Consider the following 15,723-nt stretch of genomic DNA (forward strand, 5'->3'; position numbering starts at 1 on the left):
TTATCAGACTGATAATGAAAAAAACTTAAAAAAAGGGATGGTTTTAAGCCATCCCTTTTTTTTGTTTAAAACCCTTTTAGATAGTTTCTTTATATAAATTCTCTTATAATCTTTAGTATATACCGTTCAAAAGTAACCGATGGTGCTTTGATATTTTAATTAAAAGATGCTTATACATATTGCCATGGAGTTTATATGTCAACTAAAAAGAAATGGTTGGATCTGAGTAGCTTTGGCGCTCAACTTGTAGTAACCCCTAAAACTGATTTAAGAAACCAAGCAGCCATTATTAAGATTAAAGATGTTGAGCTTTTAGAGAAAAAGTTGAACACATCCTTAAACAGCTTCTTAACAGGTTTAAAACAGACTGGAAAGTTTGTTTATATCACCAATGAGCAAAATAACGACCTTAGTTTTATGTATAAGAGTTCGCAAGATAGTCTCTCTCTTGCTGACATAAAATCTGTTTTTCCTTACGACTCTAAAAATGACCTCATTGAAATGGATATGTCAGATATATATCTGCAAAACCCAATGAGTAGTGCTGAAAAAAACCAGTGGCAATCCCTATTTGAACTCAATAATCAAAAGTCCGTTGTGCTTTACCAAGCAAAACAGCAAAAACCGTTTGCCCCAAATACAACCATTATGGGTGCGGTTAAACAATTCAATAAAGCAGATTTAGGCTGGAATAAGCTACCGACATTACTGCAGTCAGTAGATCCATTGCCGTTGGCTGATTTAGACAATTACGGGTACCAAGCAGATAAAACACTGACTCGTTATTATGTTGATAAAGAAGCAGCGCTAAATGCTGGACTCATAGAAGATACGATAGAGCCTATTGAACTAAGCAAACAGCTAGTGATTTCGGTTAATTCAGGCGGTGAAGTACTTGCCCTAAAAGATATTACGCAAATCCCTGAGCTGACCAATTATAAAATATCTTCACATCCAGCATGGCCAGCGTATAACAGCTTACCGAAGCAATTTATTGATATTCGAGAGCTGAATAAGGGGCTGAATACGAGCATTGATCCAATTGTGAATGCGCTCAGATCGGATGATCATGCCGTTAATCACCAAGGATTGATCAAGCTTCAAACCTTAGTCACGAAAATCAATGACTGTTTGTATTCATACGAAGAAAACAGCATTCCGTCAGCATTGGCACCATTTGGTATAGAAACAACTGCGTTACAGCTGGTGGACAATGATTGGAAAGTTTGGGAATACAACAACCAAACTTTAGATGTAGAAGAATTCGACCTTGCCGATAAGATTAAGGACCTGATTCAAAGCGTTCAAAATAATATTAATAATTTAAGAACATTTGATCCCTACTCTATTGGTGATAGCAGTTTTGATCGTGAATTAATTTCTGAAAGTTTGGATGACATCGGTACAAGTTTAGAAAGCTTGGATCTCAATCAAATTAAGCAAACCATACCGCCTGAACCTAAGGTTCCAGTAAAACGTTTGTTCAATCGAATTGATCACTTTTTTAGACACACCAAGTTTAAGCCGAACATTCCAGAACCAGTCATTAAGGACTCTTTGACTAAACTCGCTTTAATGCGAAAAATTAAGCAAGAATACCTACAAAAAATTGCAAAGCTCAAAGAAGAACGTCAAGCTATTGTTGAAGCGAAAGCAACACATACCATCAGTGAGCGTATTGAAAAAGCGGTTGCGATTCAAGTCGCTGTTGCTACTGAAAATGCGTATGTTTTGGATCAGCAAGCCTATGACGATCAAGCTTATGAAATGGAATTGGCATTAAGTCAGTTAAACATTGCTTCTACGCGTCTGAACAATCTTTATGATAGTTTTTTTGATTCAGTGATAGACCGTGAAGAATACGGCACGGATCTTGATAACTTCCTACAAAGCGTTGTCACCGATGATGAATTGCAAGATGAAATGCAACGTCTATTGGATGAAGCGAACGAGTTTGAAGCTACTCACACCTCAAATGACATTGACATTTATCATTTCAACGTTGATCTAGGTGAAGAACCGAACGGGCTTTGGAATGAAGCTGTTAACCAGTTTGATGTGGTTCATTATTATGATGAACAAGATCAAGAGTTATCTGCAGTCGAAAAGTTTGAATATTCTATTTTGGGATATTCACCATCTCAAGAATCTGCAATGCCAGATTTTAACGATATGGTGTTCTCGAATGCTGTATCAGTGCTGGATAACAGTATTGAGGACATGATTGCGACCAGTGCTGAAAATGTAGGTAAAAACTACTTTTCATTTCATCAGCAAATGCCTCGTATTCTTCAACAACTGCATAGTATTAATAGCCAATTTACGGCGCTTGGTGATGGTGATGCCCATAGCATTGCATCACAATATTTATCAGATGAAAGCTTAGAGCGATTCTATAACCTGTTAGAACAGGACGGTAACTACAAGGGTTTTAATAAGCGCATCGATGTGGCTCATGTGCTTTCTGAGCTGAGTAGCAATATTGGCAACAATCCTGACTCCCCTATCCTTAACCGATTACCTGATATTAGGTCGCAACTCAATCATGCGATAAATGAGGAATTACGTGTACGCACGAATCCTGGTAATGCACTGGCCAACGCGATTGTTTTTGCTGCGACCAATGAAGTTTTGTCTTTAAAAGAAACACTCGAAAAAGATGAAATCTATGTGGTAGACAGCTTTCAAAACTATCTGCCTAAGGTGATACATAAAGACCACTTCAACTCAAATACACAAGAACAGCTTTTTGCCTTAAATAAAAAGGTCGCGGTAAGTATGGCGTATAAGCGCTATCTACAAGACTTTTATCAAAATGCCGTGGGTGAAGAGTCTAAATCTGAGGCGGTTATTGCCATTATTAATAATGAGCACAAGCATATTTTGACGGCACTAGGTTATCTAACACCGACCTACAATGAAGTCACGGCACCAAAAGACTCGAAAATTGAAAATGTCGTCACGTTGACTGAAGAAGCGGTAAAAACCTACCTAGCTGAAGGTAACGCTTTGATGGTTGAGCCTGAAGTTAGCGCACGTTCTTTGGCGGTGTATAGCAGTACGATAGCATCTGATCAGAACTTCATTCGCTTACTACCGATGGATCTAGGTCAAAAGGTTAGTTCATTACAAAAGCAAAAAACCATTATGATTAATGGTGCTTCTTCGTTTGAACATATCCTGAGCTCTAATCCGATCAGCGAAAACAAGCTGACCTATGATGACCTTAAGAATGTAATTCTTAATCGTATTTTGACCAAGGAAGCGGTACCGAAATATGAAAAAGGCTTAAAGCTTGATATTGAAGTTAAGAATGTCTATGAGCATGCATCAAGTTTCTTGCCACTTGAAAAGACCGATGTTAACAGTGAAAATGACTTTGGCAATCTCTTTAAACATGGGCTTGTGCTTGAAGCATTACAATCGACTCCAGACTCACTCAAGAATGGATTTAACCTCAACCGTGATTTAATCAATTCTGCCCTACTGCAGTCATTTGAAAATCGTTCTATTGAAGAATGGACGGCACTAAAAAATAAATCCCTCGAGACAAAAACGGGATCTCTTTTAAGCATTATCACCAATCCTGAACGCATTAAAGAGTTTGAGTTTCCTGAGATAAATATTTATCTCACGGTTTCACCAGCTGATGAACAAAAGCACGGCGCGATTAACTTATATTTCAGCGGTGAACAGATTCCGTCTACCGATCGCTTAATCGTTAAATCAAGTCTGAATGACTTAGCTGCAGACGATAAGGCGCTGTTTAAAGCTTTGACGCTTAGCAATGATTCAGTTTTAAGTACGCAAGAGCAAATGCAGTACTTGATCGACTCATTAGAAAAACGCTATCAGATCTTCCAGTCGATCGAAAACCTACACCTTAAAGAAAAGGTATTGTTTAACCCTGAGTTGGACGATTACAAGGCATTAACTTTACGTGATGCCGATAATCAATACATCGATCCAACGGCGAAACAAGATCTAATCGATTTTGTGAAAAGCAATGATGTGATGACCAATGTTGATTTGATGAACGTCTTTACCGACTACATCAATCAAAAAGAAATGGATCAAGCGTTTGAAAACGGCTCCAAAATTATTGTGGCCAATGACGGTGCTGATTTAGTGATTTCTGTCATTGATAAAGACACACCAGTTTTACAGCATGATCAATTACGGGTTTTTGATAATGTTGAGCAGTTTGCTAAATTCAACGAGCGTGGTGGATTGTTTAAAGACTTCCAGTTAAACGGGATAAAAGCGCATCTTGTGGACCAAGTATTAAATGATCTTGGGTTACGTGAAAACATACTGCAGACAATCAAGGTGCCATTATCACCAAGTTTTGAAAATATTGATGTTAAAGGCCTTAATGAGATTGTGGCTGTTAATATTTCAACATTGGTCAATAAAATTGATTTTGCCTTTGGTGAAAAGCTACTTGAATCTAAAGACCGGTTCGATCTCGCGATTAAAGTTGCCGATGATCAAGCTCCGTTAAAACTGGCCATTGTGAATAATGCCGAACATCAGCAATTTGTTGATCAAGGCTATAAAATTCTTCCTACGCCAAAGCACCCGAACTCTAAGAACTTCTTAATTACTGATTTTGCAAAATCATTCAAAAAAGCAGAATTATTTAAGTCTCGCGATCAAGTATATAAACCTGAACATATGGTTCAAAGCGCACCTGTTGTAGAAGTTGCCCAAGAACCATTGGTTGAAGAACCGACCGTAACTGAGCCTGAAGTTCAAAAGCCTACTGAACCAGAAGTACAGGAAACAACGGTAGAAGTTGTAGAGCCGACTGAGCCAGTTGCTCCAGAACAAACATCACTGTTTGAGTCTGAGGGTAAGCCTGAAGCTGAAGCACCAAAAGAGCCAAAAACAACCAAACCGAAAGCCACTGAGCCACGTTCTGAAGTTGGACTTATTGAAGATACGGGTATGAAAATGCCTGGTGCGAAAAAGGATCTGTATGGTCCACGTTTATCGCTCAGTCAGATTCAAGATATGTCGCTTTTGCAAGTCAAAAACCTAATTACGCGTGACAAAATTTGGAAAAAGGAATCGGTTTTACAAGCAAAAGAAGCTGGTCGAGATATTTACATTCACTTGCTGACTGACGCTGTACGTAAGATGACGAATGATCAGCCACGTTATCCGCTTGAAAATGCCACTGAAGAACAGTTTAAAAAAGTAGGTGCTGGATACTATGACGCTGTTTTAAGTATGCGTGATGCATTAATGGAAGCAAAAACAGTTCGTGAATTTATTCCTAATGCATGTGATTTATACGTTCGTTTGAATGAAGACAAAGATCTGTTCACGGCGTTTAAATCATTAGATCGGTCATTATTTTCATTGGTAGAAAGCTATGCTGAATATGCTGCCACTGACATGATTATTAGTTCTGAATTGGCGAAAACCGATAGTAGTGAAGCACGTAAAACGCTCACTGAAGCACTTCATCATTTAAGGAAAGAGTTACCGCCAGTTAAAGGCACCTACTCTATCTATAAAAAAATACGTAGTGCGATTGATGCCAAACCGTTCCAAGACAAAGTAAAAGCGACTGTTACTTTTAGAAGTGGCAACATTATAGATTCGAGTACGCTATTTAGCAGATCTGATGCTGGTCTATCTGAACAGGTCATGGATCTGTTAACTGCTAAAAAAACCAAAGACGCAACTGCAGAGAATGATGATACTCAAGAAGTTTCGTTATCTGAAAAGAATGTATCGCACATTGTAGATGACACGGCGAGTACCTTAGATGCCCTATTCAAAGAGTATGCTAAGCCTCGTACTATGCGTAAGGCATTCAAGCTCAGTGATGTGGTTGTGACGGAAAACATTGCTTCACGTAATGGCCAAGATGTTACAGCACATACCTTGCAAGCGACCTTTGGATTTAAAGCCGTAGAGTTTGGCGAGTACTTGAACCAGAGCGATCGTCAAATCGCGTTAAATAACGCATATGACGGTTGTTTCGCTCTTGCTAAGGCACTTGATATAGATCCGAAATTTGTTGGCTTTAACGGTATGTTGGGTGTTGCTTTTGGTTCGCGTGGACGTTCCGCTGCGATGGCACATTATGAGCCATCTAACCGTGTGATTAACTTAACCAAGAATTCAGGTTTTGGCTCGTTTGGTCATGAATTTTTCCATGCCTATGACCATCTCATTTTTAGTGCGATGACACGCAATCAACCAAAAATGATGATGGAAAACGTACAGCCTTATCTAACTCGTTTTGCAGAATTGAATAACATTAAGTCTGAGAAGTATGCCAACATTAACCAAGATTTGTTGCAAGCTGCAGCCAAAGTAAATCAAGCGATGTATTACTTGCCAATGAAAAAGGATGACTCGATAGAAGTACTTCGCACGAATCTTGAGAATCAAGTCAAGTTTTATGAAACCAGCATCAAAACGATTTTGGATAAAACATTGGTAGATCAACCTGACATTGTTGATTTGTTTACGCCAGATAGAGACAGCATAAAAGAGAAAATTAATACGTTTATTGCGGAACGTGGCAAGTTGCATACTGAACTATCTTCATTGATTAACTTCGCTAATCGTCATGAAGATCCTGAACTTTTCCAAAAGGACGCCATACAACATAGACGTTATATGCACGTTGCCCAAGGCTTGCATAAGTTCTTGTCTGAAAATGAGTATCCAATCCCACGGACTGAGCTCAACAAATATATCTCGCAATCTCGTTCTGAAATTGATCATGATCGTGTCTTTGCAGCGCAAGTACTTGGTGCAGCGAACAGTACAGTCTTTAGATCAGTTGTATTCCGTGATTATCGACAAATGTTGCGTAGTCAGTTTGCGATATGTGCACTCGACTTCATCAAAGAAAACAGCCCTAAACCATTGTCAGATGAACACTTAAAGTTAATTTCTTTAAGCTTACAGACGAACGATCGCTTAACATCAACTAATCAATCTCAGCTAAAAACTGATTTCTACAAAAATGCGATGGTATTAGAGGGCTTAACAAGTGCTAAGAAGCCGTATTGGACGACCGCACATGAAATGTTTGCCCGTAGTGGTGAGCAGTACTTACAAGTGACCTTAGCAGAAATGAACTTGCGAAATGATTGGCTTGTTTACCCATGTCCTGAAGGTGGTTCATCTTCTGTAACTCAACCGCATGGTATAGAAAAAGATGCAATCATGAAGGAGATTCGCGAATTTACGGTGAAAGGCCTGGACTATATTCAGGAAAATATTGCTGAACTGCGTTTTGCTGATCATCAGCAGTATGTCAGAAATGCAATGCACTTCTTCCAACCGGGTACAGATCAACATGAGAACCTAGTTAAATGGAATGAAGTCATTAATGAGATGTCACAAGCTGAATACGATGAATATTGGACTAAGCTCATGACCAACATTGAAGTACAAGCAGATCCAGAATTAAGCAAACAAAAGAATAGCGATCCTGAATTGGCACTATAAGCAATTTTGAGATCTTGGATGCTATCCCCTGTGGGTGGCATCTTTTTTTTATTTAAATCTTATAAATGGAATCAGGGGGCGCTATGGCAATAGCAATTCCAAAGCAATTTGCTGGTTTTGGTCTAGCAGTTGCAATTATATCTGTGGCTAATCATTTCGGATTGGTCGATCTCTTTGCTCAAAGTGCTACACGGGCAATATCGAAACAAGCTCAATCAGTAGAGTCAGCCAATCCAGGCCAACCGAATGAACCTGAAAACGGTCTACAAATGGCAAAAGACTATGCTGAACATCAAAAAATGGTAGCCAATAGTGCAGCCATGCCATTTAAAAAAGAAGTGATTAATGTTTCCAGTATGGAAAACACACAACATTTTGGTCCTGTTTCAATGGAATCTCAAAATGTTGATACTGTGTTTATCATTCGAGATAAGGCCACTAAAAGGTTACGAGCCGTTGTTCAGGTACCCAAAAAGCAAACTGTCAATATATCTCTTCCAATTGGTCAATACACCATTCAATATGCCCAAAACAATTATATTAAGGATGCTCCATGGCAAGGCTTAAATAAGTTTTGGGGATACGGCACTACCTTTTTAGAAAGTAACCTTGAGCATAATGTTACCTTGGTCCAATATCCGAATAATAGTGGCTACTTTATTCGTGGTACTGGAATTATTGTAGGTGTAGAAGATGGCACCCAACCAGACGAACTCGCTAAAAACGAATTTGTTAAAATGTAACCATCAGCTTTAAGCAAGATGTCACCTATACGGTGGCATTTTTATTTATAAAAAAAGAAAGAATAGTGCACGGTTTTAGATGGTTTTATTAAAAATGATAGGTATTTAAACAGTGCTATTTACTCGGTATATACTATTTTAAAGAATAACGCCTAAACCCTCCCTCAAAGTTAATTTTTTAGTTTAATATAAGCACATATAAGTACTCGTAAGAGTCGTTTTAAAGTCTTGGATCATGCTATGTGACCAAGTAGGAGACTATAAAGTGAATGAAGTTAAATGGCCTAATTTAACTGGTCTTGGTGCGCGTCTTGTAGTATCGCCAGCCAACAATTTTCGCCCAAAAACGGCGATGCTTGTTGTTAATGAATTTGAGCAATTCAAAAAATCTATTGAACAAAACAGTTCTAAGCAATTTGAACAAGTGTTAATGGATGCCCATTTTTATGAAGTGCAAAATGATGATGGTATTCATGCGTACTACTATAAGAACCCGGCAAAGTCTGGTATCGATCTAAACGATCTTCAGAAGGTCTTTCCAGCGTTTACCAACGATATGAAAGTACCGACTAAGCAAGAAGATATTTATCTCACCAATCTACCGTTTAAGAAGAACATTCCGAACTGGAAAAGTTACTTCGCATCAGCGACCGAACGCCTTTCCGCTTTCCCTGAAGTGTATGTCAGTAAGCTAAACAATGGATCTAATATCCTTGATACGCTGAAAACCAGTCTTCAGGAATCGAACAAATCCTACTTGGCTCAATTTCAGTCTTCAAAAATTCCTTTTAATCGTCTTCAAGATTATGGCTATGAAAATATCTTCTCTAAAGTCTATCTAGATGAAGAATCGGCGATGGCCAGTGGCGAAAGTCCAGATAATCTAGCCAAAATTAAGTTGTCTCCATTTGCAGTACCCGTCAATTACGAAAAAGATGGTTCGTTACTGATTATTGATGACTTGCGCCATATTCCTGAAATCTTTGCTCATGATCCGTATGAAGCATTGGGGTTAAATGACAATATTAACCTGGTGCATTTTGCTCATGAATACGAGTCCACTTTTAATCAGCTGATTGAGCATGGCCGTGGCAACAGAATGTTTAACATGAGCTTTAAAGATGTTGATGCTTATGTACAAAAATTAGCTTCTGATCTTGTTGTGATAGACCGTGTGTTTAATCAACAGCAATTGCCGTATCCAAAGCTATTAGAATCAGCTAAACAAGGTATTCCAGCTTTTTATAAAGATGAACACGGCACATGGATGGCGTCTAAACAAGGTATTGAAACACGCCTTGTAGATAAGATGGTGTATGACGCTGCCATGCTTCGCCATGATGTCTTACAACAAATGGTACGCCAGATGCCAACAGGTAAAGTTTTCTTTGCCGATCTGAGCCAAGAGTTCTCTGAATTCTCTGTAAACATCGTTCCTAAGTTTAATGCGCTCTATGATCACCAATCTGCTGAAATCAAACAGCGTAAACTAGAAGAACAACTCAATGAATCAAATGTTAACGAGATCTTGAATGATCTTGATGTTAATTTTGAGGCAACTGAGAAGGCATCTATTACTGAGTCTGATCTACTCAACATTGCAAATGACCTCCCTACTCCAGAAATTGATGATGTTGCCGTACTTAAAGAGCTCTTAAAGTTTCCTGAAGAATTATTGGATGCAAGAGGCAATGACAAGGTGCGTGATTTCGCGCCGTCTATGCTTGAAATTAGACAGATCTTGGATGTCTATGTCATTCCTAAGGCTACTGAACAAGCTCAACAAATTGAGAAGCAATATAGTGATTATCTAAATCAGAAATATGCTGAAATTCAAGATGTCGTGCGCTCAGCTACACAAACAAAAAGCTTTAGCGTAGATGATATTCAAGCGATCTCTGACGAAATCGACACACACAATGTTGAGATCTCAAAACAGTACAATGAAGTTAAAAAAGTCTTATGGCAAAGTGAAACTTTGGTATCTGGCATTACGTCTGCAACAAATACCTTTTTGTTTAATAAAAACAGCTTCTACTACGTTAAAGATGAAAACGGCAAATTTGTAGGTTTTGAATCTGAAGTAGAAAGCAATCAACACAAAGCGGATCTGTTCAAATTACTGTCTAAGCAATTCGACAATCAATTGGTTTCAATTAAAATGCCTGAGCTTCAGGAATTTGTGAATAATGAAACTGCAGTTGATATGTTGATGTCACGCACGAACAATTATGTTGAGCAAAATATCAATGATTTTGTTGCTGGTGATTTTTCTGCGCCGTTAGAGCTAGAGCAAGATGCACAGCGTTTAGAGTTAAGCGATCTGTGCACGGCTGATCTTGCTAATAACGATAAATTAGCTTCAGCGTATTTTGAAGAGTTTACTCGGCTTCTTGATGAATCAAACTTTGATGAAGCATTTTTAAAACAATCTCTATCACAAACTAAAAGTGCGTCATTCTTAAAGAACGGTGTAAATGAGATTTTATTCCGTAATTTATTGGTGCCAAATGCAAGTGAAAACTTCAATCGTAAGACTAAATCTGATTCTGTTCCTGAGGATATTTTTGCTAAAACTTCATCACATACAGATGGGTTTAGTCTGGACCGTCAGTTCAATCGCTTTGTTGAGGTTCAAAGCTTCCAAAAGGCATTAACAGCCAAATATCCGCAACAAGACTGGTCATTTATCACAAAGGATGACCGTGGCGAAAACATCAAGTCGATTGCTGAAGATATGCAGTCTGACATGGAAGAAGACCGCAAAGATGCAAAGGATCTGTTGTCGAGTATCGAACGTCAGTTTTATTCTAAAAATTCGACCTTATTTGTCTCGAACATGGATCTCGCTGCAGATGAAATCTATGTTCAGATTAAACCAACGGGTGACATTGACGATTTAAAAGTTAAAACCGTTAAATCAAATGAATTTGATGAAAACAAACATTTTTCATTGTCTACCGATGGCTACAAAGCAACAAATCAAGCGTATGCGAACATTGCCAAGTATTTTGTTGAGAAAACCCTATATCTAGAAGACGGCGATTATGACAAGGCACAAAAAATAGCTGCCTTAGTGATTGCTGGTGAAGATAAAGAGCTCAAACAAGAAACTAAGAAAGTCTTTGGTGTAGAGCTGACTGCAGATGACTTGAAGCAAGTCCAAAGCATGCAGTTAGAAGATGGTAAGCTCCAGTTAAACAAAACTGCCCTACCGAACCACAACTACAACAACATTCAGCTATTCAACTATCTGAACCTGATTGATATTAATCAGCGTACAGTTTTTGGCAAATTTGATGTTGAAGTACAAAAAGAATTTGAGGTGATTAAGGAACTTCTCAAACCTAATGTAGCTTTTCAGAATAACGTTAAATATTTTTCGCTATCAGCTGAAGAAGAGAACGTACAGTTCAATAGTGAATCTGAATACTTTAACACTCAGCTAGAAAATGCTGTAAAGCACTATGAAGATCACCACGGCGCAATCAAGATCCCTGATCATGATTTGTTTATCACCGTGTTTCAAAAGAATGATCTTCAGTATATACGCCTCTACAATCATAAAGACAAAAATGCGCCGTTTATTGGGCATTCAGTTTCCCTAGATGCCAATATGCATAAGGCTACTGGCTTTAATGATAGAGATGCGGTTAAAACGTCTGCGAATGCTTTGTTTAAGTTATCGACTTCACGCAACAGCATGACGTTTATGCCTCCAGCTAAGTTCACTTTTGAAAAATATTACGAGTCAGATCTCAACTTCTTCAAAGCTAAAGACAGTCAGCAAACTTTAATCAATAAAGTGTTTACGTCTTTACCAAACAAGATATTCCAGTACATTTCTGATCATCCATCTAATTTCAACTCTAAATTAGATTTCATCAGCAATCTTAATTCTGCAACATACGAAAAGTTTGAGGATCTTAGCTACGAGAAAAAACCGAATGAAGTCACTGAGCTTCTGAGCAACATCTCTCCAGCGTACACCTATGTTATCGCTCATGTAGATGGCCAGACAGCAATCATGCCTAAAAACTTAACCAAAGTTTTTGATGTTCAGGCATTTGAAGAAGTTCATCCGTTTGATTTGGTGAGCTCTAAACTGCAGAAAAGCGATCTTAAAGAACTTTTTAGCAATGGTATCAATGGTGAACCTGATCCATTCATTAATAACCTTAAATTTAGTGTTGTATTAAAGCGTGTAGGCAATCCAGAACTTGAGGATATTCAGCCTAGATTTATGTTAGAGCAGATCGCCGTGAATGAGGCGTTTGCAGAAAAATATAAATCCTTAACCGCGTTAAATGAAGTCAATACCGTCATGCTTGAGCATGTCAAAGCATTACAAGATACGGTTAAACAGGCTTATGCTGAGCATTTTGTAGGTTCCAACCCTAAAGTTCACCAATACAAGTTGCTAAACAAATCATCTCAACAAGATGAAACACCGCAATTGTTTATAGTTGATACGGACTATGAGCCTCAATTGACTGCCGTGCTTCTTCGTATACCGTCTCATGACTTTCAGTATCAATTGATTACTGGTTTTGATGATGTAGACCAGTATAGTCACGAAATCTTAAATGCTATCGAATCTAAGGTTAATTTCGGTACCACTTTAGAGCAATTAGCACTATCTGACTTGCCTGAAATTCAGATTAAACACAAAACTGACTTTGAGAATAAGCGGTTAGCAAGTTTGCATTTCCAAACTTTGATTACGAATACGCTTGGTGCTCTATACGATCAAACCGCACACATAAAGCCGTATATCAAAACTGAAAATCACAAATTGTTTTTGGCCATCAAGCCATCGACCGACAATGAATATGCATCGGTTAAACTTTTTCGTGATAAAGCCGATATTCACGGTGATTACAAGTCTCTGTGCGTTTTTCCTGTTAAAAGTATGCGCTCAGTTGAAGATGTCTTACAACTTCAAAACCGTGTGTTTACTGACTTCACGTTTATCGATCAATTGGTACCAAAAGACAAATATGTGCCTGTTGATGTAAAGGTAGAGCCAAGTGACTCCCCGGCTACGTACTTAGGTGATGTAGGTGCCAAGTTTGGCGGTGCACATAAAGATCGCTACGGTGAATATATTTCATTGGAATATATTTCAGCGACATCAGCCGATCAAACAGCTACGGACTATCGAAAAGCAAAAATCGTTGCAAATAAAGAATTCCAAGCTTGGTACACCAATACGCCACTCGGTATTGATGACAAAATATTCGTAAAGGCAATGTATGACTACTGCCCAACTAAACCGTTATTCTCTAAAAATGCGTTGATGCTTGATAGCCAACGTGCGACAGAATTACGTGCGTATGTGGCTGTTGTTTCTAACATCAGAAATTTGATGGTAGATACTCAAGAAGAGTTGATTCATGCGGTAAGAAACAATAAAAGCTTATCTGCTGAAAGTCTTGGTATGACTGATCGCCAACGTAAAGACTATATCGGGCTTTATAGTAAAGGTACCAAGAACAACTACAAAAACTACTTCCAATTGCTTAGCAATTTGAATGAGTACTACATTATGCCAGAACATACAGGCGGTATCAGTGTTCAGCTTGAGAAAATCATCGAAAAAACGATTGATAAAGAACTCAGTGAGATTCTATCAACAGGTAAGATCTTTGATTTTTACGGTAAGTCGAAAGTCACTAAAGATGTGAGCGATGCGATCAGCAACATGCAACGTACTGGCTTATATTCAACTGTGCTTGAACCATACGTTCTGAAAAGTGCGATTGAAAGTGGTTTAGTTAAAGCTGAATCTGCACCTATTTATGTTAAAGATCCTGTTGCACCAGTTATAGAAGCAACGACTGAAGCTGTGAATACACCTAAAGCACCACGTTTGCCGTCATTTACCAGTGAAGTGAAAAAACTTAAAAATGGTTTTGTGACTGAAAAAGTCCAATCAAGCATTTACGGATTGTTAAATTACTCTCGTACTGGTCCTGATCACCGCCAAGGTGCCGATGTGGATTCATTCAAGCTTAAAGATGACTTTTCTATCCGTGGTGTTGAAGTAGGCAATAAAGTTAGTCCTGTGGCTCAACAGTTGGTTAATGCCGTGTATGACTCATTGGCTGACTTAAAACAACTCATGGGCTTTAAATCAAACAATGGTTTATTGAACTTGGGTGTTGCTTTGGCTTCACGCGGAATTAAAGGATCTGCAGCGCATTTTGAGCTGTCTAAGAACGTGGTTAACTTAACTCGTGATAGCGGATCTGGAAGTTTGGCTCATGAGTATGGCCATGCGCTAGATGCACACTTAGGGATGTTGGAAAAAGCGGAAGTATATAAAAATCACGCTCAAATGAATCGTTCTGTACTTCAGGACTATTATGAAGACATTCCTAATTTTGAGATACCAGGTGCACGACACTTCTTATCAAATATGTTGGATGCTGGATACTCCCCTGTTACTGAGTCCGGTCGTGCTTTTGAAAAGTTACATCGTGCGATGATGAATGAGCCAGTTCAGGCAATGAAAAATTACGGTCAAGTACTTCATGAGAATGCTGAGACTGCAATCAAGGCGTACCACACTGTTGCTGATTCAATGCATGATGAAGTGATTAAGAATAAAGAGAATTATCCTAATTCTACGCGCAAAACTTTAAACAGCTTCTTTGACTGGCACCAAAAGCACTATGAAGATCTCATTCGCCGTCAGTTTGAGAAAATTGAAGAGTACTTGAAGAAGTATGAGCGTGAATATAAAGCTGATACAAACCTATCTTTCTTCAGTACGGTTCAAGACAAGGTGGATGTCATTGTCTCTAAAATTAACACTGACATTAATGCTATAAGCTTTAAGTCGTTTGAGCGCTATCAGCAAAAACTTAATGATATGCGCCAGCCAGAACATCATTTACCTACAACCGGTTTGGAAGAAAAAATTACAGGTGTTGCGACTGCAGCGAATGTGGATTTAAAAACACTATCGCAAAACCTATCTGAATACTTGATAGAGTCATCTAAATACAAGTTCTATAACCTGGTAGAGAAGTACATGCCTGAGGGTGTTAAAAATCCTCATACTCAAATGCAAAACTTCTTTGATAAGTCACAAGACGTTGAAATAAACGTAGGTGATATTCGTTTTAGTGACAATCTATCGCGTTATAAAAAGGATTGTTTAAATATCGACAGTGCTGAAAATCGTGCAACGCCGTATTACGCGACCAGTACCGAAATGTTTGCCCGTTATTTTGAGACTTATTTGTACTCTAAAGTTTCAAATGAAAATGAAATGAAAAACTCATTTTTAATTGACGGCTACCCTACCGTACAACCTAAAGGTTTAGAGTTTGAGATCTGCAGAAACTTGACTGAACAATTAGTCGAAACTTGTGTGAATGAAATATTTGATCAAGATCTGCAAAACGAAAATACCCAAAAAATTATTGCTGAAGTTTCGATTGAAAAAGAAAATGAAGCTGACCAATTAAGACTTGAGATGTGAGATAAC

3 protein-coding genes are annotated in these 15,723 nt (G+C 38.3%); all 3 read left to right on the top strand.

Features of this window, described 5'->3' with window-relative positions; translation table 11 throughout:
• Positions 1-195: 195 nt before the first annotated feature.
• Positions 196-7,482: an LPD1 domain-containing protein gene (locus A7P55_RS12200; RefSeq protein ID WP_044431655.1), complete on the top strand. Its 7,287-nt coding sequence runs from the start codon at positions 196-198 to the stop codon at positions 7,480-7,482.
• A gap of 83 nt (positions 7,483-7,565) precedes the next feature.
• The gene (locus A7P55_RS12205) at positions 7,566-8,225 is read left to right on the top strand and encodes a hypothetical protein (RefSeq protein WP_005028677.1); all 660 of its coding nucleotides are present in this window, start codon (positions 7,566-7,568) and stop codon (positions 8,223-8,225) included.
• A gap of 265 nt (positions 8,226-8,490) precedes the next feature.
• Positions 8,491-15,717, top strand: coding sequence for an LPD1 domain-containing protein (locus A7P55_RS12210; RefSeq protein ID WP_342049127.1), 7,227 nt, complete (start codon positions 8,491-8,493; stop codon positions 15,715-15,717).
• Positions 15,718-15,723: the final 6 nt, after the last annotated feature.

The sequence above is a fragment of the Acinetobacter sp. Ac_5812 genome, from assembly GCF_013072695.1.
Classification (GTDB): Bacteria; Pseudomonadota; Gammaproteobacteria; order Pseudomonadales; family Moraxellaceae; genus Acinetobacter.

Excerpts from the sequence above, each read along its gene's own strand:
- A7P55_RS12205 (WP_005028677.1), top strand. The coding sequence starts at position 7,566 with ATGGCAATAGCAATTCCAAAGCAATTTGCTGGTTTTGGTCTAGCAGTT.
- A7P55_RS12200 (WP_044431655.1), top strand. The coding sequence starts at position 196 with ATGTCAACTAAAAAGAAATGGTTGGATCTGAGTAGCTTTGGCGCTCAA.